The 19,150-nt window shown below is 67.5% G+C and carries 21 protein-coding genes; 13 read left to right on the top strand and 8 right to left on the bottom strand.

The annotated features are described in order from the left end of the window. Window positions 1-63 precede the first annotated feature (63 nt). Window positions 64-1,083: an aldo/keto reductase gene (locus SNAS_RS30665; protein WP_013021391.1), complete on the top strand. Its 1,020-nt coding sequence runs from the start codon at window positions 64-66 to the stop codon at window positions 1,081-1,083. Between the two features lie 45 nt (window positions 1,084-1,128). Here SNAS_RS30665 and SNAS_RS30660 read toward each other — a convergent pair whose 3' ends face one another. Then, window positions 1,129-1,350, bottom strand: coding sequence for a membrane protein (locus SNAS_RS30660; RefSeq protein ID WP_013021390.1), 222 nt, complete (start codon window positions 1,348-1,350; stop codon window positions 1,129-1,131). A gap of 197 nt (window positions 1,351-1,547) precedes the next feature. Between SNAS_RS30660 and SNAS_RS30655 the strand changes: the two genes are divergently transcribed. The 7 genes from SNAS_RS30655 (at window position 1,548) to SNAS_RS30625 (ending at window position 7,961) form a co-directional block, all read left to right on the top strand. Beyond that, window positions 1,548-2,015: a hypothetical protein gene (locus tag SNAS_RS30655; RefSeq protein WP_013021389.1), complete on the top strand. Its 468-nt coding sequence runs from the start codon at window positions 1,548-1,550 to the stop codon at window positions 2,013-2,015. A gap of 142 nt (window positions 2,016-2,157) precedes the next feature. Then, window positions 2,158-3,402: a YncE family protein gene (locus SNAS_RS30650; RefSeq protein ID WP_013021388.1), complete on the top strand. Its 1,245-nt coding sequence runs from the start codon at window positions 2,158-2,160 to the stop codon at window positions 3,400-3,402. Between the two features lie 158 nt (window positions 3,403-3,560). Continuing rightward, window positions 3,561-5,069, top strand: coding sequence for a family 43 glycosylhydrolase (locus SNAS_RS30645; RefSeq protein WP_013021387.1), 1,509 nt, complete (start codon window positions 3,561-3,563; stop codon window positions 5,067-5,069). A 37-nt stretch (window positions 5,070-5,106) separates the two neighbouring features. Continuing rightward, entirely contained in the window at window positions 5,107-5,541 is a 435-nt protein-coding gene (locus SNAS_RS30640; protein WP_013021386.1) for a GNAT family N-acetyltransferase, read from the top strand. Between the two features lie 45 nt (window positions 5,542-5,586). After that, the gene (locus tag SNAS_RS30635; RefSeq protein WP_013021385.1) at window positions 5,587-6,690 is read left to right on the top strand and encodes a DUF4037 domain-containing protein; all 1,104 of its coding nucleotides are present in this window, start codon (window positions 5,587-5,589) and stop codon (window positions 6,688-6,690) included. Between the two features lie 53 nt (window positions 6,691-6,743). Further along, window positions 6,744-7,244 carry an FBP domain-containing protein gene (locus SNAS_RS30630; RefSeq protein WP_013021384.1) on the top strand — a complete coding sequence of 167 codons (501 nt, stop codon included), beginning with the start codon at window positions 6,744-6,746 and terminating at the stop codon, window positions 7,242-7,244. A gap of 99 nt (window positions 7,245-7,343) precedes the next feature. After that, on the top strand, window positions 7,344-7,961 hold the full coding sequence (locus tag SNAS_RS30625; protein ID WP_211207279.1) for a class I SAM-dependent DNA methyltransferase: 618 nt from the start codon (window positions 7,344-7,346) through the stop codon (window positions 7,959-7,961). On the opposite strand, the gene SNAS_RS30620 is transcribed toward SNAS_RS30625, so the two are convergent. Then, window positions 7,945-8,889 carry an AraC family transcriptional regulator gene (locus SNAS_RS30620; protein WP_013021382.1) on the bottom strand — a complete coding sequence of 315 codons (945 nt, stop codon included), beginning with the start codon at window positions 8,887-8,889 and terminating at the stop codon, window positions 7,945-7,947. The two genes, SNAS_RS30625 and SNAS_RS30620, sit on opposite strands and share 17 nt — an antisense overlap. Before the next feature lie 81 nt (window positions 8,890-8,970). Between SNAS_RS30620 and SNAS_RS30615 the strand changes: the two genes are divergently transcribed. Then, entirely contained in the window at window positions 8,971-9,804 is an 834-nt protein-coding gene (locus SNAS_RS30615) for an NmrA family NAD(P)-binding protein (protein ID WP_013021381.1), read from the top strand. Between the two features lie 63 nt (window positions 9,805-9,867). On the opposite strand, the gene SNAS_RS30610 is transcribed toward SNAS_RS30615, so the two are convergent. Beyond that, entirely contained in the window at window positions 9,868-10,431 is a 564-nt protein-coding gene (locus tag SNAS_RS30610; protein WP_013021380.1) for a hypothetical protein, read from the bottom strand. A 112-nt stretch (window positions 10,432-10,543) separates the two neighbouring features. Between SNAS_RS30610 and SNAS_RS30605 the strand changes: the two genes are divergently transcribed. Next, complete coding sequence (locus tag SNAS_RS30605) at window positions 10,544-11,701, top strand: ADP-ribosylglycohydrolase family protein (protein WP_013021379.1); 1,158 nt, start codon at window positions 10,544-10,546, stop codon at window positions 11,699-11,701. On the opposite strand, the gene SNAS_RS30600 is transcribed toward SNAS_RS30605, so the two are convergent. After that, window positions 11,698-12,165 (bottom strand): hypothetical protein, encoded by a 468-nt coding sequence (locus SNAS_RS30600; protein WP_013021378.1) that lies wholly within the window; start codon window positions 12,163-12,165, stop codon window positions 11,698-11,700. The genes SNAS_RS30605 and SNAS_RS30600 overlap by 4 nt on opposite strands. 267 nt (window positions 12,166-12,432) lie before the next feature. On the opposite strand from SNAS_RS30600, the gene SNAS_RS30595 reads away from it, so the two are divergent. After that, window positions 12,433-13,806 carry an L-serine ammonia-lyase gene (locus SNAS_RS30595; protein ID WP_013021377.1) on the top strand — a complete coding sequence of 458 codons (1,374 nt, stop codon included), beginning with the start codon at window positions 12,433-12,435 and terminating at the stop codon, window positions 13,804-13,806. 47 nt (window positions 13,807-13,853) lie between these two features. Beyond that, window positions 13,854-14,225 carry a VOC family protein gene (locus SNAS_RS30590; protein ID WP_013021376.1) on the top strand — a complete coding sequence of 124 codons (372 nt, stop codon included), beginning with the start codon at window positions 13,854-13,856 and terminating at the stop codon, window positions 14,223-14,225. A 4-nt stretch (window positions 14,226-14,229) separates the two neighbouring features. Here SNAS_RS30590 and SNAS_RS30585 read toward each other — a convergent pair whose 3' ends face one another. From SNAS_RS30585 to SNAS_RS36060, 3 genes are all read right to left on the bottom strand, one after another. Continuing rightward, a complete protein-coding gene (locus SNAS_RS30585; RefSeq protein WP_013021375.1) occupies window positions 14,230-14,697 on the bottom strand; it encodes a GNAT family N-acetyltransferase in 468 nt (155 codons plus the stop codon). A 36-nt stretch (window positions 14,698-14,733) separates the two neighbouring features. Beyond that, complete coding sequence (locus SNAS_RS30580; RefSeq protein WP_013021374.1) at window positions 14,734-15,201, bottom strand: GNAT family N-acetyltransferase; 468 nt, start codon at window positions 15,199-15,201, stop codon at window positions 14,734-14,736. Between the two features lie 81 nt (window positions 15,202-15,282). Further along, on the bottom strand, window positions 15,283-15,735 hold the full coding sequence (locus SNAS_RS36060) for a hypothetical protein (RefSeq protein ID WP_169313933.1): 453 nt from the start codon (window positions 15,733-15,735) through the stop codon (window positions 15,283-15,285). Window positions 15,736-15,921: 186 nt separating this feature from the next. Here SNAS_RS36060 and SNAS_RS30570 point away from each other — a divergent pair, with 186 nt between their 5' ends. Further along, window positions 15,922-17,997: a bifunctional copper resistance protein CopD/cytochrome c oxidase assembly protein gene (locus tag SNAS_RS30570; RefSeq protein ID WP_013021372.1), complete on the top strand. Its 2,076-nt coding sequence runs from the start codon at window positions 15,922-15,924 to the stop codon at window positions 17,995-17,997. Here the strand turns inward: SNAS_RS30570 and SNAS_RS30565 are convergent. After that, on the bottom strand, window positions 17,957-19,114 hold the full coding sequence (locus tag SNAS_RS30565; protein ID WP_013021371.1) for an erythromycin esterase family protein: 1,158 nt from the start codon (window positions 19,112-19,114) through the stop codon (window positions 17,957-17,959). The two genes, SNAS_RS30570 and SNAS_RS30565, sit on opposite strands and share 41 nt — an antisense overlap. Window positions 19,115-19,150: the final 36 nt, after the last annotated feature.

Raw genomic sequence — 19,150 nt, 5'->3', positions numbered from 1 at the left:
CGGAACATTGTTCCGTATCTTTTAGCGGAACAATGTTCCGTTTTTGGATTGGGGATTATCGTCATGCAGTACCGCAACCTTGGCCGCACCGGTGTCCAGGTCAGTTCGCTGGCATTGGGCGCCATGAACTTCGGTGCCATTGGACGCACCACACAGGACGATGCGATCGCCATCGTCGACGCCGCCCTCGAAGGCGGCATCAACCTCATCGACACCGCAGACATGTACAGCCAGGGCGAGTCGGAAAAGCTTGTCGGCACAGCGATCGCGGGCCGCCGCGACGACATCGTCCTGGCCACCAAGGCGAGCATGCCCATGGGCCAGGAGCGCAACCACCAGGGCGCCTCCCGCCGCTGGCTGGTCACCGAGCTGGACAACAGCCTGCGTCGCCTCGGTGTCGACCACGTCGACCTGTACCAGATCCACCGCTGGGACCCCGACACCAGCGACGAGGAGACGCTGTCGGCCCTGACCGATCTCCAGCGCGCGGGCAAGATCCGCTACTTCGGTTCCTCGACCTTCCCGGCGTACCGCATCGTCGAGGCCCAGTGGGCGGCCCGCGAGCACCGCCTGAGCCGCTACGTCACCGAACAGCCCAGCTACTCGATCCTGCAACGCGGCATCGAGGCCCACGTCCTGCCCGTGACCGAGCGATACGGCCTCGGCGTGCTGGCCTGGAGCCCGCTGGCGTCCGGTTGGCTGTCAGGAGCGATCCGGGAAGGCCGCGAGTTCACCACCAACCGGGCGACGATGATGCCCGAACGCTTCGACACCGCGCTGCCCGCCAACCGGGCTCGGCTCGACGCCGTCGAGCAGCTGGTCAAGATCGCCGAGGAGGCCGACCTGACGCTGATCCAGTTGGCCCTGGGCTTCGTGACCGCTCACCCGGGGGTGACCAGTGCGATCGTCGGACCGCGCACGGTGGACCATCTGCGTTCGCAGCTGGCCGCCGCCGACACGGTGCTGAGCGCCGACGTCCTCGACGCGATCGACACCGTCGTCGCGCCCGGCACCGACCTCGCCGCTCACGAGAAGCACGACACCCCACCCGCACTGCTCGACCCCGCGCTGCGGCGCCGCTGACCACCCGGAACGGTCCACGTCAGCGTGGACCGTTCCGAACACGGGTCATTTCTCGGCGACGGCGCTTCCCCGGCGCTTCGCGACATACGGGTGCACGAACAGGAAGATGCCGCTGAAGAACATCAGCGCCAACGGAAGCAGCGGGATGTAGGACACCCAGACGACGGGCTCCGGCAGCGACAACGCGACGGCGGTACCGACGACGGTGACCGTGAAGAAGACGGCCAGCCAGCGGTGGGTCTGCCGGATCCGGTTACTCCAGTTCATGGCGAACTCCTCTCTGCTCCTCACGCTAGCTGCGGTTTCACCTGCCGCGCTTCTCGAAAACTGATCGGTCGGGATCGGGCGGGTGTGTGGTTCGGGTCGCAGAGGTTGACGATTCTTACGACGTAAGTTTATCGTTGTGGGACGGGATAACTTACGACGTAAGAATTCGTTCGACCCGTCGAGTTCGAGGAGGACCCATGTCAGTTGAAGTCACGGCCGCGAAGGTGGCGCCGAGTCCCGAGCGTCGCCGGGCGATGGTGATGTACGCGGGGTTGGCGGTGAGCGTGCTGGCCCTGGCCGTGCCGCTGATCGACCTGGCGACCGCCGACAGCCTGACCGCCCACGTGCGGGCCGCGTATCCGGATTGGTCGGCGTCGCTGGTCGCCGCCGACCACAACGCGATCATCGTTTATCTGTCCATTGTCAACGGCCTGGGTGTCGTCGGGTGGCTGTCGACGATCCGGGGAGTCACCAAGGGCGCCAAGTGGGCCCGGATCACCGGCACGATCCTGTTCGGGCTCGGCGCGCTGGTTGCCCTGTACAACGTGAGCGCGACCGGTGGCGAGTACGCCAACGTCATTCCGTACCCGTACAGCACGCTGGGGTTGTTGCCGGTGGTCGTCGGGGCGGCGGCCGTCGTGATGGTGTGGCGCGCCAAGCGCTGAGCAGCCGGTTCCCGGTGACGTCGCTTATGGAGCACGGGCGCCGTCGCCGGGATCGGAATATTGAAAAGTGTGTTTGCGGCTTATAGGATGAGCGGACATTACTGACTAGTAGGTAATGTGGTTTCGCTTCTGGGAGGCCCCCATGTCCCGCGCGTCCGCCCGAACCCTCGTCACCGCCCTCGCCGCCGTGATCGTCCTGAGTGCACCCGCCGTTCTCGTCGCCGACACCGCGACCGCCGACGAACACCAGACCCGGCCGGTGTTGTTCGTCGGCAACAACTGGGACGGCACCATCGACGTGGTCTCCGACGACGAGAACCTCGACCCCGTCGGTCAGATCAACGCCGTTCCCGACATCGCCGAGCGCAAGGCCGAGATCCGGCGCGACCCGGTCGCGCTGGCGTACTACCTCGCGATTCGCCAGTTCATCGGTGAGGGGCACGACCAGTACGTCGACGACATGTACACCACCCCCGACGCGAAGCTGCTCATCGTGTCGCGGCCCAGCCTCGCCGACGTCGTCGCCATCGAACTGGGCACCGGTGACATCGCCTGGCGGTTCCCGGTCGAGGGTTACCGTTCCGATCACATGGCGCTGTCACCGGACGGGACCCAGGTGGCGGTGTCCGCGTCCACCGGCAACACCGTCCATCTGCTCGACGTCTACACCGGACAGGAAGAGGACAGCTTCGCCACCGGCGACTCGCCGCACGAGAACGTGTACACAAACGACGGACAGTACGTCGTCAACGCCAGCATCGGCAACGTGTACACCCCGTTCGACCACCCGCTTCTCGGCCCCACCAAGGGAAAGCGCTACTTCCAGATCTACGACCGCTACACCGGTCAGCTGGTCAAGCGCGTCAACATGGCCGACAAGCTCGCCGACGCCGGATACCGCGACATGAGCGCGTCGGTGCGGCCGATGACCTTCTCGCCCGACGAACGGTTCGTGTACTTCCAGGTGTCGTTCGAGCACGGGTTCTTCGAGTACGACCTGCGCACCGACACCGTGACCCGGCGGGCCGAACTGCCGATCGCCGACGAGGTCGAGGACATGCCCCGCGAGGAGTACCTGCTGGACTCCGCGCACCACGGCATCGCGATGAACACCGACGGTGACAGGATCTGCGTCGCGGGCACCATGTCGGACTACGCCACCGTCGTCGACCGGGAGACGTTCCAGCACCAGGGGCTGATCGAGAGCGGTGAGAAACCGTACTGGGCCACCCGCAGCGGCGACGGTCAGCGTTGCTACGTCTCCTGGAGCGGCAGCGACCGGATTTCCGCTATTTCCTACACAACCGGACAGGAGACCGCCAGCGCCGCGGTCGGCGACCATCCACAACGGATGCGCGTCGGAGTCGTGGCGGCCGACTGGTCCTGACGTGGGGTGATACCTCCGCCACCGGTAACCGCTTAACCTTTAAATCGAACATATCCGAACGGTGGTCCACTCCACAATTACGCACAAAACGTGATAGAGATGAACGTCGATTCAGTTTCAACGTTGGAACTCGTGTCCGACGTTCCCCTAGGAGTGACATGACGAGCCTCAAAGCGCGGATCGCGCCCCGGAGATGGCTGTCCGCCGTCAAACGGCGCTGGCGGACCGCGACCATTGTCGGCGTCGCCGCCCTCGCGCTCACCACGACCGCCGTCGTTTGGGCACAACCCGGTACCGAGGGCGAAAAAGACAAGGATTCCCAGGCGACTGGAGAATTCCGCAACCCGCTCAACGGCGGCGCCGACCCGACCGTCGTCTACCACAACGAGAACTACTACCTGTCCACCACGCAAGGCGACCGGATCTCCATCTGGAAGGCCAAGAGCCTCGCCGACCTGATCACCGCGCCCAAGAAGGACGTGTACACCGAGTCCGACCCGAGCCGGAACCAGCAGATGTGGGCCCCGGCGCTGAAACGGTACGAGACCGCCGACGGCCCGCGTTGGTACCTCTACTACACCGCCAGCGACGGCGTCGACGCCAACCACCGGATGCACGTGCTCGAATCCGAAGGCGACGACCCCGAGGGCCCGTACCACTACAAGGCCAAGATCGCCGACTTCGGTGCCTACGGCATCGACGGAGAACCCTTCGAGCTCAACGGAAAGTCGTACTTCATCTGGACCGGCCCCGGCCGCGGCCAGGGCGGCCCGGCCCAGCTGTACATCTCGCCCATGACCGACCCGTGGACCACCACCGGCGACCGGGTCGCCATCCCCGCCGACGGCGGGTGCAGTGAGGTCCGCGAAGGCCCGACCCCGTTGCGCGGCAACGGCAAGACCTTCCTGACCTATTCCACATGCGATACCGGTAAGCCCGACTACCAACTGTGGATGAAGAGCATCGCCGACGGCGCCGACCCCATGAACCCCGACTCCTGGGTCCAGCACCCCGGACCGGTGTTCTCCCGCAATGACGCCGCGGGCGTGTTCGGACCCGGGCACCACTTCTTCTTCAAGTCCCCGGACGGCAAGGAGGACTGGATCGCCTACCACGGCAAGAACACCAGCGACTACACCTACTCGTTCCGGACCACCCGGGCCCAGAAGATCGGCTGGAACGACGACGGCACCCCGAACCTGGGAGCACCACTGCCAGCCGGGGAGACCCAGAAGCTGCCGTCCGGCGACCCCGGACCCGGGACCCGCGCCATCAACGACGGCGACATCGGTGACGGCGACTTCCAGGTGAAGTACGCCGGGAACTGGAAGTCCGGCAACGGCTGCGCCAGCCAGTGCTTCAAGGGTGACGACCACTTCAGTCAGGAGAAGGGCGCCACCGTCACGTTCACGTTCACCGGCTCCCAGATCGCGCTGTTCAGCGTCCGGGACGTCGGCAACGGTTACGCCACCTTCTCCATCGACGGCGGACCCGAGTCCGACAAGATCGACTACCACAGTGGAGAGAGAGTCGGCGAACATCCCAACTACATAAGCCCGAAACTGGATCCCGGCAAACACACGCTGCGGGTCACGGTGACGGGCGAGAAGAACCCCGACTCCGGTGCCGCGTACGTCAGCATCGACCGCGCCGAGGTCTGGGAATAGGCTGCTGCTAAGAATGTGGGGGTCGAAAGGCCCCCACATGATCAGCATTGGCAAGCTCACCGAGAACGACCGCGAAGCCTGGGAGAAACTCTTCACGGGCTACAACACCTTCTACGAACGCACACTGCCGTCCGAGATGATGAACCGCGCCTGGCAGGCGTTCCAGGACGACACCAGAATGCACGCGTTCGGCGCCAAACTGGACGGTCAACTGGTCGGCATCGTCCACTTCCTCACCCACGCGAGCACCACGGCCTTCGACGTGTGCTACCTGCAGGACCTGTTCACCGCACCGGAAGCGCGCGGCAAGGGCGTCGCCCGGGCACTCATCGACGAGGTCACCGCCTGGGCGCGGGCCCGCGAATGCAGCCGGGTCTACTGGTCCACTCACGAGACCAACTCCACCGCCCGCAAACTCTACGACCAGGTCGCCGAGAACAAGGGCTTCATCCTGTACCAGATCGCACTGTAGGGATACCGCTTGCCGCGACCCGAGGCCATCGGGCAGAGTATTCGCGTGGCTGGTGAGGGAGAGTTCCTGCCCGGGTTGGAGTTGTGCCGGGCCCTGTACGTCGACGGTGTCAAACCGATACTGGAAAGCCGGTACCCGGACCTGCGCCACAGCGCCGCCCGGATCGGCGCGGGCTCGGAGGTGCAGGGCTTCGACACCCCGGTCTCACCCGACCACGGCTGGGGACCCCGGTTGCAGCTGTTCCTCGCCCCCTCGGACGCGGCCGCCGTCGGCGCCGAACTGACCGAGACCCTGTCGCGGCTGCTGCCCCGCCGGATCCGGGGCTGGTCGACGCACTTCGCGCCCTCCGGTGACGAACCGGGCGCCTCCGACGTCCTGGCCGACACCGACGGACCCGTCGCGCACGGCGTTGAGATCGCCGACTGCGCGACCTGGTTCACCCGCAAACTCGGCGTCGACGCCACCCGCCGCCTCGACGCGCTGGAATGGCTGTGCGTGCCGCAGCAGTACCTCGCCGAGGCCACCGCCGGAGCCGTGTTCCACGACGGACTCGGCCAGCTCGAACCGATCCGGCGACGGCTGACCTGGTATCCCGAACAGGTGTGGCGCTACCTGCTGGCCAGCCAGTGGATGAAACTGTCGCAGGAAGAAGCCTTCGTCGGCCGCACCGCACAGGTCGGCGACGAGCTCGGCTCGATGGTCGTCGCCGCCCGGCAGGTCCGCGAACTGATGCGGCTGGCGCTGTTGCAGACCCGCGTCTACGCGCCCTACTCCAAGTGGCTCGGCAGCGCCTTTGCCCGCTCCGTCCCCGAAGCCGCGAAACTCGACGCGAGCCTGCGATCGGCCCTGTCCGCGGCCACATATCCGGAGCGCGAACGCCACCTGTGCGACGCCTACGAGGAACTGGCGCGCCGCCACAACGCCCTGGACCTCACCCCGGCGCTGGACCCGTCCCGCCGCCAGTTCTTCGACCGTCCGTTCCAGATCCTGGGCGCCGACCGGTTCGCCAACGCACTGCGCGACTCGATCAGCCACCCCGAACTGAAGCGACTACCACTGACCGGAGCCGTCGACCAGTGGGCCGACAACACCGACTACATCGCGCAGGACGACGCCATCGCGGCCTCGATACGAGCGTTGCGTCACTGACCCACCGGTAAAACCGTTGCGGCCCGACCCGGAGCTGCCTAGCATCGGCGCACGTGAAAGCACTGACGGACACCGAGCTACGCACCGGCTTCGCGAACTGCTCCAAGGGGGAGGCCTCGTCCATCGCGCTGCCCGACCTCAACGCGGTGAACTGGGAGAACCTGGACTTCCTCGCCTGGCGCAACCCGCGCATGCCGCAGCGGGCCTACCTGGCGGTGGTGACGGACGACAAACCGGTGAGCCTGGTACTGCGCGCGGCCGAACGCCGCAGCACCAGCGGCGCGATGCGCTCGTCCATGTGCGAGTTCTGCCAGACCGTGCACTCGGCCGGTGGCGTCACCCTGTTCACCGCGAAGAAGGCGGGCAGCTCCGGACGGCGCGGCGACAGCGTGGGCACCTACATCTGTTCCACACTCGACTGCTGCCTGTACGTCCGCAACCTGAAACGCCCCGCCCGAGTGCAGCCGGAGTCGACGTTGACAGTGGACGAACGCATCGACCGGCTCAACTACAAGGTCAACGGGATCGTCCAGCGGGTACTCGAAGGCGCGTAACGGAAAGCGCTCAGTACGTTTTGCCGATGACCGCGAAGGTGCTCGGCCCGTGCTGTGACCGAGCCGGTCGGTTCGACCGGTCACGCCATACTGGACGACGTGAGCTACGAATCGATCAAGGCCGAACTGCGCCGCTCCTACGACGCGAGCGCCGAAGAGCGCGACACCATGGACGACCTGCCGTGGAAGCAGCCGGAACGTGAGCGGTTCCTGGTGGAGTTGCGGGCGCACAAGGCGACGTCGCTGTTGGAGATCGGTGCCGGGCACGGTGTCAGCGGCCGGTTCTACGCCGACAACGGGCTTGCCGTCACCTGCGTCGACATGTCGCCGGAACTGGTGGAACGCTGCCGCGCCAAGGGGCTCGACGCGCAGGTCATGGACTTCGCCGAGCTGGACTTCCCGGAGGCGTCCTTTGACGCGGTGTTCGGCATGAACTGTCTGCTGCACGTGCCGCGCGCGAACCTGAAGGCCGTGCTGAAGAGCGTCAGACGGGTACTGCGCCCCGGCGGATTGTTCTACTGGGGACAATACGGCGGTGATAGCCACGAAGGCGTCTTCGAAGAGGACCACCACGAACCCAAGCGGTTCTTCTCACTGCTGACCGACGAGGACATCCAGACCGAGGCCGCCAGGGTCTTCGACGTCCTCGACTTCCACACCCTCGAGTTCGCCGACAACCGCGGCTACCAGGCGCTGATCCTCATGCCGCCGCACTGACAGCGGCGGGCCGGGCGGAACGATACTGCGCCGGGCTGACCCCGTACAGCCGCTTGAACGCCGCGCTGAACGCGAACGCGTTCGCGTATCCCACGCGTTTGGCCACCGCGGCCACCGTCGAGTTCGGTTGTGCGAGCAGGTCCTCGGCCAGGGTCATCCGCCACTGCGTCAGATAGGCCAATGGGGACTGTCCCATGAGCTGTGAAAACCGTTTCGCCAGCCAGGCCCGGGACACCTTGGCCTCGTTGGCGAGCGCCTCGACGGTCCAGTTCGCCGACGGGGTCCGGTGCATGGCCCGCAACGCCCGCCCGACCGCCGGGTCGGAGTGGGCTTGGTACCAGGCGGGCGGCTCCGAGTCGGGGCCCTCGAACCACTTGCGCAGGGTGCACACCAGTCCCCAGTCCAGCAACCGATCCAGCACCGCCTGACCTCCCGGCCGGTTCGCGGTCACCTCGGCCATCAGCTCCTCCAACACCGCCCGTCCGGCGGCGTCCTCGCCGATCACCAGTACCGGCGGCAGCGCCTCCAGCAGCCGCAGGTGCCGGGTGCCCTCGGCACGGTAGACGCCGACCGCCAAAGCCGTCTGGCCGTCGGGGTCGTTGCCCCACATCATGCCGTCGTAGCAGTCAAGATCGTCGATGCCGCAGTCCCCGACGCAGTGGATCTCCTGGGCGGCCACCCCGACGGCGTCCGGGTCGTCGGTGAACACGAACGGCTCCCCGCCGCGGATCACAGCGGTGTCCCACTGCTCCAAGCGATCGCGGCGGCCGTCGGCCGTGACGATCCAGCCGCTGCCGCGCAGCAGCGTCACCATCGTGAGCGGCACGTCGTCCATGAACCGCAACGAGAACGGCGGTGACAGCACCGCCTGGCTGAAGATGGCGCCGTCGGCCCGGACGTCGCGCAGGAGATCACTGAGGGGGTCCATGCCGACAAGAGTAGACGATCGCATATGTTCGGCAGCTTCTCGCGCATTGTTCGTCTGCTCTGGCGGCGCTTAACTGGTGTCATGTCAAACAACAACGAACTCATCCTGGTAGTGGGCGGCACCGGCAAGACCGGCAAGCACGTGGTGGAACAGCTGAAGGCCAAGGGCCACAACGTTCGTGTCGGCTCCCGCTCGACGACCCCCCGACTCGACCTGCACGACCCCTTGACCTGGGCCGAAGCGCTCGAAGGCGTGACGGCGGCGTACATCGCGCCGCCGGACATCCCGTTCGCCGACAAGGAATTCGTCGCCAGCCTGGTCAATTCGGGTGTGCGTCGCATCGTGACCCTGTCGGGCCGCCGGATCCAGAAACTCGACCCCGAGTCCCAGACGTCGATGGCCCGCACCGAGAAATCGGTGCGCGAATCCGGTGTCGAGTGGACCGTCCTGCAGGCCAACAACTTCAACCAGAACTTCACCGAGGGCGACTACGCGGACGCCGTCAAGGCCGGTCGGCATTCGCTGCCCCTGGGCGACACCCGTGAACCCCTGATCGACGCGGAGGACATCGCCGAGGTCGCGGCGGTGACCCTCACCACGGACGGCCACGCCGGAAAGGTCTACGAACTGACCGGCCCGCAGTCCCTGACCCAGGGCGAGGCGATGGCCGCCATCGCCGAGGCCACCGGCAAACCCGTCGTCTACCACGCGGCCGACCCCGCCGAACACGCCGCCGAACTCAGTCAGGCCGGACTGCCGGACGAGGTGGTCGCGTTCCTCAACGCGATGTACGAGTTCATGCGCACCGGCGCGATCGCCGACACGACCGACCACGTCCGCCAGGTACTGGGCCGCGACCCGATCGACTTCGCGACCTGGGCCAAACGCGCCGCCGAGGCGGGCGCCTGGTCGTAACCCCCATGTCCATCCACAGTGCCCGTGACCCGCGCCGCCGGGTCGCGGGCACCATCGTTTCGGCTAGGCGCCGTTTCGGACGCCGATCAGCCAGGTGTCGGGGCCCGCGTAGTCCTTGACCATGCGGCCCAGCCGGCGGGCGTCGAAGTTGCGGGCGTCGGGAACCGTGAAGGTCTTGAAGCGTTGCGAGCCGTCGGTGTCGCGGATGACGACCATGAGTTTGACGCCCCCGTTGGGGGCCGGGCGGTGTTCCAGGCGGGTGATCTGTTTCCAGTTGGCGGTGCCGTCCTTCCAGGTGATCGCCGCCCAGTCGATGACGACGATGGTGCGTCTGCCGCGTCGCCAGGGCAGGGCGGTGGAGAACGAGAAGGGTTTGCTGATGCGGTATCGCAGTCGCCGTTTGACGTGGTGGACCCAGACCTGACACGGCAGGGTGGCCGCGCCGATGCCGATCGCCAGGAACACGATGAGGGTGGAATCCGCCGTCACGACCAGCGCCGCGCAGCCGAGAAAGGCGAGGACGAGGACGGCGCGGATCGCCGCCCCCCAGATGTAGTTCGCGAGCAATCTGTTGAGCCGTTGAAATTGTTCACCGGACAGATACTTCGGAGAGGCCAGAGTGGCCATATCGACTCCCGTAAATGTGATCCAGACTTCTAATCTAGTGACGGATACGGACCGCATCAAGGTTGTTTCGCTGTGGCAGGTCGGTGACGAAATCTGTGGATAGGGTTTCGGGATGACGCGAGCCGTTGAGGACTTCACCGCTGTGGGCAGCCGGATCCGGGGATGTGTGCTGGGCGGGGCGATCGGGGACGCACTCGGCAATCCGATCGAGTTCTACGCCCTGGATCGGATTCGGCAGCTGTACGGGCCGGACGGGCTGGTGGAGCTGGAGTGCGTCGACGGGGCCGCGCTGATCACCGACGACACACAGATGACGCTGTTCGGGATCGAGGGGCTGATCCGGGCCATGACGCGGATCAACGGCCAGGGGACCGGAAGTGTGGAGGCCGTGGTGCGCTCGGCGTACCAGCGGTGGCTCGACACCCAGAGCGAGGGGACGGCGGTCGCGGGGGCGCACGCGAACGGGTGGCTGCGGGAGCAGCAGTGGCTGTACCACTTGCGGGCGCCGGGAAACGCTTGTCTGAGCGGGCTTCGGCACGCGGGGGACGGGATCGAGAAGTTCGACCAGTGGGGAGCCCCGGGACCGATCAACGCGAAGTCGAAGGGGTGCGGGTCGGTCATGCGGGCCGCGCCGTTCGGCTTGGCGGCCAGGTCGGCGCGAGAGGCCTTCGAGCTGGCGGCTCGCTGTGCACTGTATACACACGGGCATCCGACGGGCTACCTCGCGGCGGGGGCGTTCGCGGCGATGGTGCACCAGCTGACGCTCGGGGCGAGCGTGCGGGAGGCCGTCGCCGAGGCGACGGAGCTGACGCGCGCGTATCCGTCGCATGAGGAGACGACCACCGCGCTCGGCAACGCGGTCGCGTTGGCCGGGGTCGGTGACCCGAGCGGGGAAAAGGTCGAGACCCTGGGCGGTGGCTGGATCGCGGAGGAGGCGCTCGCGATCGCCGTCTACTGTGCTCTCGTCGAGCTGCCGGAGTCGCCGGTGCGCGGTTCCGGGTTCGGGACCTACGCCGGACGCTCCCCGGTGCAGAACGCGTTGTTGTTGTCGGTCAACCATTCCGGGGACAGCGACTCCACCGGCGCGATCTGCGGCAACCTGCTGGGAGCCGCGTACGGATACGAATCGCTGCCGGGGGAGTGGCTGATCCTCGTCGAGCATCGGGCGGTCATCACCGAACTGGCCGACGACCTGGCTCTGGCCTTGCGTGAGGGCCATACGCTTGCCCTCGGCAGTCGAGCCTGGACGGCGAAGTACCCCGGAGACTAGCGGGACGCATTGGCGCGCTTGGGTTTGAAGGGCAGCGACGCGGGTGGCTTCCCCTTGAGGTTGCGCCACGCGCCACGAACCGCGAGCGGGCCCACGGTTCCGAAGAACGCGATGCTGATGAGGCCGAGCAGATCCGAGGACGCGGTGCCTTTGTCGTTGTGGACTATCTCGCCGACGAAGCTGTTCGGGATGACCGGCAGCAGCGTGTTGACGAGCTCCCGGTCATCGGTCTCGGCCAACCAGACGTCGACGCGGTCACCGTCGCTTTCGTAGTAGCCCTGTCCCATCGGCTCGTCGCCGCTGCTCGACCCGGTCACCGTCACGGTGACCGGCGAACCGATCCCCATCAGATAGCTCGCCGCGTTGACGACCTTGGTGAACTGCCACAGCGCGATCAGACACATGAACGCCCCGATCACCATCGCGGCGACGGCGAGTCCCTTACTCGGCTTCTTCGGCTCCATTGGTCTCACATTCCTCGTTGGTTCGTTCCCCTGAGGCCGCAAAAGTATCGACGCGGGTACGCACCGACATCGCGAGAACGTGCCACTTGGCGCGATTCGTGGGACGGGGCGTCCCATTCACTGGATAACCCGACTGTGTCCTTGCCCTCGGCGCGGGCGGCAGCGCAGGTCAAATCGAGGGCACGAACGATCTTGGGAGCTACCCTTGCCGACGTCACTCGGTACAACGCCGTGCCGGGCGCGCCTCGCGAGGAGCAGCACACACAGATGATCAGCGCCTTCGACCTGTTCACGATCGGCATCGGGCCGTCAAGCTCACACACCGTGGGCCCGATGCGGGCCGCGCATCGCTTCGCCGCCGCCCTCAAGGCCGACGGCCGTCTCGCCGAGGTCGCCCGGGTCAAGGCCGAGCTGTTCGGTTCGCTGGGCGCCACCGGGCACGGCCACGGCAGCGGGCCCGCCGTGCTGCTGGGCCTGGAGGGCGAGGACCCCGAGACCGTCGACACCACCACCGTCGCCGACCGGGTCGCCGCGATTCGCGAGACCGGACGGCTGAACCTGCTGGCCGTGCACGGGGTCGGCTTCGACGCGGACCGCGACCTCATCCTGCACCGGCGGCGCAGTCTCCCGTTCCACCCCAACGGGATGACCTTCACCGCCCGCGACGCCGAGGGCGCCGAGATCGTCACCCGCACCTACTACTCGGTCGGCGGCGGGTTCGTCGTCAACGACTCCGGCGGGGCCGACGCTCCGCCCATCAAGGTCGACGACACCCCGGTGCCGCACCCGTTCACGACCGGCGCCCAGTTGCTGGAGATCGCCAAGGACACCGGACTGCCCATCAGCCAGGTCATGCTCGCCAACGAGCGCGCGCGCCGGGACGAGACCGAGGTCCGCGACGGGCTGCTGCGCATCTGGCAGGTCATGCGCGACTGCGTCCACACCGGCTGCCACACCGAGGGCAAGCTGCCGGGTGGGCTGAAGGTGCCGCGCCGCGCCCACGAGATGTACCAGACGCTGTCGGGCGAGCACTTCGCCACCGACCCGCTGCGGATCATGGACTGGGTGACACTGTTCGCCCTGGCCGTCAACGAGGAGAACGCCGCCGGCGGACGCGTCGTCACCGCCCCCACCAACGGCGCGGCCGGGATCGTGCCCGCCGTGCTGCACTACTACTGGCGGTTCGTGCCCGGCGCCAACGACGAGGGCGTGACCCGGTTCCTGCTCACCGCGGCCGCGATCGGGGTGCTGTTCAAGGAGAACGCCTCCATCTCGGGTGCCGAGGTCGGCTGTCAGGGCGAGGTCGGTTCGGCCTGCTCGATGGCCGCCGCCGGTCTCACCGAGGTGCTGGGCGGGACCCCCGAGCAGGTCGAGAACGCCGCCGAGATCGCCATGGAGCACAACCTCGGCCTCACCTGCGATCCCGTCGGCGGGCTGGTCCAGATCCCGTGCATCGAGCGCAACGCGGTCGCCTCGATCAAGGCCATCACCGCCGCCCGGCTGGCGCTGCGCGGCGACGGCAGCCACACCGTCAGCCTCGACAAGGTCATCAAGACGATGCGCGACACCGGCGCCGACATGAAGGTGAAGTACAAGGAGACAGCGCGCGGCGGCCTGGCCGTCAACGTCATCGAGTGCTGAGGCCCGGCTTCCCCGGATTTGTCGCACCGCGGTGAGAACATCGGCGCATGCTGCGAATCGGATCAACAGTTCTTGGTGTCTCGGATGTCAAACGCGCCGTTGACTTCTGGACCAAGGCCCTCGACTACGTACCCCGTGACGACGACTTCGACGACACCTGGGCCGTCCTGGTCCCGGCCGAGGGGCTGGGCGCGGCGCTGTCGCTCGGACTGTCCGACACCCCGGCGCAGGACAAGCCCCGGGTGCACCTCGACCTGTACGCGGGCGACGCGGAGGATCAGGACGCCGAGGTCGAGCGGCTGATCGCCCTGGGCGCCAGTCGGGTCGACTGGGACTCCTACCCGTCCGACCCCGACTTCGTGGTCCTGGCCGACCCGGACGGCAACCGGTTCTGCGTCATCGAGACCGACCGGGGCTGAGGCGTCAGTCCAGTCGGGTCTTGACGTGCTCCACCTCGCCGTCCCCGTAGGCGTTGGGGGCGGCGAAGGCGGAGTCGAACGCGAAACCGCACTTCTCCAGCAGCCGCACCGATGCGATGTTGGCGGCCGCAGCCTTGGCGTACAACGGACGCCAAGGCACCCCGTCGACGAAGGCCCGCACCGCGGCGGTGCCGATGCCCCGGCCCCAGAACTCGCGGCCGAACCAGTAACCGACCTCGCGCTCGCCCTCGGCGTCCCAGCACACGATGTTGCCCGCGACCCGGGCGTCGACGACGACGGTGCGTTTCACGACCCCGGGATCGGCGAGGATCCGGTCGTTCCAGTGCGCCAGGAACGCCTCCCGGGTGCGGGGCGGGAAGTTCACCCGCCGCGCGGCGTCGGCGTCGGTCTCGTTGGCGTAGAAGGTTTCCAGATCGGCGGCCACACAGTCCCGCAGTCGGACCTCGCTCACTGTCGTGTCCTTTCCCGCACCGGACGACAAAAGCTGTCAGTCTAGTTTGAGCATGACATGCTCGACCTCGCCATCACCGAACACACTGGACTCCATGGTCGATCCGTCGGGCTTGAACCCGCACTTCTCCAGCAGTCGCACCGATCCGACGTTGTGAACCGAGGGGTCCGCGAACAGCGGCCGCCACGGCACCTCGTCGACGAACGCGCGCACCGCCTGGGTGCCGATGCCGCGACCCCAGAACTTGCGCCCGAACCAGTAGCCGATGAAGCGTTCGCCGTCGACGTCCCAGCAGCCGATGTTGCCCGCGATCTCGCCGTCGACCAGGACGGTGCGCGAGACGACCTCGTCGTTGCCGAGGATCTTGGTGTTCCAGTGCGTCATGAACCTGTCGTGCGGCCGGGGCCGGAAGTTCGCCAGCTGTCCGGCTTCGGGGTCCTGCTCGTACTCGAACAGGGTCTCCAGGTCGTCGGCAACCGTGTCGCGCAGTTGTATCTCGGCCATATCGGGATCCTCTTTCGTGAACTGTCCCGCCGACTGTGACACGACGGTGCGACATCGCCCCCGGCACCGGCGGGGCGGACGCTACGGCGGTGGCGGGACGGCGGGATGCGTCCAGCGTCGGCCCACCGACAGCAGCACCACGCTGGTCAACGCCAGCAACAGCAGCACCACGTCGAGCAGCATCGACCCCAGGGCGGCGTAGTTGACCCACAGCTCCAGCGGCCGTCCCGGCCTGCCGCCCAGCGCGGCGCCCAGCAGCTCGGCCCCCGAGACCAGGAAGTTCGGCACGTCGCCGACGGCGTAGGCGCACAGCAGCACGATCAGGGCGATCCGGGCGCCGTTGTCCCGCAGCCGGATCTTGCGCACCAGCATCACCGTGGCGGGGATGGCCAGCAGATAGACGACGATCCGCGCCCCGGCGAACGCCGAGAACTCGCTGAGTTTCGATCCGTCGAAGTTGTGGGTCAGCAGCCGCACCGTGACGACCGTGGCGACGACCAGATCCAGCGCGGCCAGCCAGACGCCTATCGTCACGAGCGTCAGCCCCACCCTAAGGCTCTTGGGTGGCAAGGAATCTCGGCTCAGGCCAGCAGATTCTTCGGCCATGTTCGAATGGTAACGGCTGTGGCGGCGCCGGGGGGCCGACCACGGGATACGGCCGCGCGCCACAAACCCCGCCCCCGGTTCCGTCGTCGTCGACGCGTCGTAGAGGATCGGTGCGTGACAAGGCGACACCCCGAGAGCACCACCCGGCGAACCCTCGTGCTGCTTCCCGCCGCCGTGGCCGGCGTGGCGGTCGCGGTGTGGGTGCTGCGCGTCGGCGGCGGCGTCATCACCGAGTCGGTGCCCGGCCTGCCCGCCCGCGACGCCGTCGTGACCTGGCTGGTCCCGTCGCTGAAGCTGGGCGCGGACGTACTGGCCGCCGTCGTGGTGGGCTGCCTCATCGCCGCCGCGTTCTTCGCCGACGGGCAGGACGGCAAGATCCGGCCGCAGGCGTACCGGTGGCTGCGGGTCGCGGGCTGGACCGGGATCGGCTGGGCCGTCGTCGCCTTCGCCCAGGCGCCCGCCAACCTCGCCGACACCACCGCGCAGTCGCTGTCGTGGGTGACCCCCGAAGCGCTGTGGAGCTACGTCGCGGGCACCGAGAACGGCTTCGCCTACGCGCTGTCGGCGCTGCTGGCCCTGGTCGCGGCCGTGATCGCGCTCAACACGCTGACGGTGACCGGCGCCGCGGTCGCCACGGTCTTCGGCGCCGCCGCCGCGCTGCCGACGGTGTTCACCGGCCACGCCACCGCCTCGGGCAACCACCAGCTCGCCGTCGACTCGATGATCTTCCACGTGCTGGGCGCCGTGGCCTGGGCGGGCGGGCTGCTGGCGCTGCTGTTGGCCCGCAAGCTCGGCAGCCGGGTCGCCCGCCGCTACTCGGGGCTGGCGCTGGTCGCGTTCTGCGCCGTGGGCCTGTCCGGGGTCCTCAACTCCTGGACCCGCATCCACTCCTGGGCCGACCTGTTCGGCACCTCCTACGGCCGCGAGGTGATCGCCAAGTCGGCCGCGCTGATCGTCCTGGGCGGCTTCGGGCTGTGGCACCGACGCGTCACACTGCCCAAACTGGACGAACGGCCGAAGCTGTTCCGGCGCTTCGCCGCCGTCGAACTCGTCGTCATGGCCGCGACCTTCGGCCTGGCCGCCGCGCTGGCCCGCACCCCCTCGCCGCCGCAGCCGACGGTTGACGAGACCGCCGCGCAGTCGCTGCTGGGTTTCCCGATGCCGGGCCCGATCTCGGCGCGCGGCATCCTGCTGGACTGGTATCCGGAACTGATCATCTGCACCGTGGCCGCCACCGCCGTCGGCCTGTACCTGGCCGGGGTGATCCGGCTGCGCCGCCGGGGCGACTCCTGGCCCATCTCCCGGACGCTACTGTGGACGGCCGGGTGGGCGCTGGCCGTGTTCGTCACCTCCTCGGGCATGGGCAAGTACGGCATGGTGCTGTTCAGTGTCCACATGGTCCAGCACATGACGCTCAACATGCTGGTGCCGATCCTGCTGGTGCTGGCCGCCCCGATCACCCTGGCGCTGCGGGCCTTCAAGCCCAGCGAGGAACGCGGCCCCCGCGAATGGCTGCTGCTGGTCCTGCACTCGAAGTTCGTCCACTTCGTCTCGCATCCGCTGATCGCCTTGGGACTGTACGCCTTCAGCCTCTACATGATGTACTTCACCGGCCTGTTCGACTGGGCGATGCGCTCCCACGCCGGTCACCTGTACATGCTGTTCCACTTCCTGGCGGCCGGTGGCCTGTTCTACTGGCTCGTCATCGGCCCCGATCCGGCGCCCCGCAAGGTGCCGTACCCGGTCAAGGTGCTGATCTTCTTCGTGGCCGTGGTGTTCCACACCATCTTCGGGCTGACCATCATGCAGTCCAGTGAGGTCATCGCGTCCGGCTGGTACGAGGCGCTGGGCCGCGACTGGGGCGGCAGCCTCATCGACGACCAGCACACCGGCGGCGGCATCGCCTGGGCCTTCGGCGAACCGCCGAGCCTGATCGTGCTGGGCGCCCTGGTGTGGCAGTGGTCCCGTAGCGAGGAGCGACTGGCGAAGCGGCTGGACCGCGCCGCCGACCGCGCCACCGAGACCGGCCACCCCGAGGACGACCCGCACGAGCAGTACAACGACTACCTGGCCAAGCTCGCCGAAGCCGATCGCAAGGCGGGCCTGCGGGACTTAAGCCGGGGCACGACGGCCTGCACGAGCCAGCGGTTCACGAGGGCCATTGCCACCGTGTCTCGCCGCCGTCGTTGACGTGCCAGATCGCGTCGACGCCGTCGATGGTCGGCTCGTCCAGCGGGAAATAGCCCTGTCGCGGGGTCGGGTCGGTGCGGACGTTCGCGGCGGTGACCACAGCGGCCGGTACGAGATCCCAGTCGGGGACCCGGTTCTGCAACTGCGCCTCGTAGGTGGCGGCCTCCGGCTCGGCCAGTTCGATGCCGTCGCTGCGGCCCAGGCTGCTCGCGATGACCGTGTACCGTTCGCCCAGCAGCGGGGCCATGATCGCCCCGGCTCCGAACCACTCCATCGTCATCGGGCCCATGTCCATAGTGCTTAGGCCGCGCTTCAGGTGCAGGTTGGACGCGTAGACCAGCGTCGGCCCACGATCGCCCTCGGCCTGGCGGATGTCCAGCAGGTTCTGGGCCATGAACGCGTCCCGGGTGGCGCACATGCGATTCCAGCGGGGATTGTCCTCAATGGGGTCGGCGGCCAGTCGGTGGTATTGCAGCAGTTGAAGAGCGGCGGTGACGTGGATCCGGACCCGGTGCCAGCGATCCCGTGACGTCGCCGCGATCAGACTCGGAGCCTGCGTGTACAGCGTGGTGAGCATGTCCTCGGCGATCACCCGCAGCTGTTGCGCCTCGACCGACAGGCCGGGGGACTTGCTGGCGACCATGACCGCTTCCGTACTGTCCCAACGCTCGTCGGCTCCGGCGAGCGCGGCGATGTCGACGTCGAGCCCCAGAAAGTCGCGGGCGTGCTCGAGGTGGGTTCGCGGACTGGGAACGTTGACGGTCTCGAATGGGACGTCGAAACCGTGGAAGGTCAGTTGCTCTTCGGAGGGACGGCCGTCGTTGTACTCGCGCATCCAGGCGACCAGGTCCCGGTTGGCGGGCTGGGTCCCGAAGCCGTGTGAGAAGCCCCGGCTCATGGCATCGTCCAGAGTGCCTTCTCGGCCGAGGACGTAGTCGTTGACGAGCTGACCTGCCACGCGATCGGACTCCAGCGCGAAGGAGCGGAAGCCGTTGTCGACCAGTTGGGCGAACAGCTCGTTGCGGATCCGGCCGAAGGCGGGGACCGCGTGCGAGGCTTCGCCAAGGCCCAGCAGCTCGGTTGACGGGTTGATGAACTCTTGAATCTGTTTGGTCATGAGATTAAAGCGTATCGTTGAAAAGACGGTTGAGAC

This window comes from Stackebrandtia nassauensis DSM 44728, assembly GCF_000024545.1.
In the GTDB taxonomy this organism is placed as follows: domain Bacteria; phylum Actinomycetota; class Actinomycetes; order Mycobacteriales; family Micromonosporaceae; genus Stackebrandtia; species Stackebrandtia nassauensis.
Note: the sequence above shows the minus strand (reverse complement) of the source record. Positions and strands in the feature narration are given on the sequence as shown.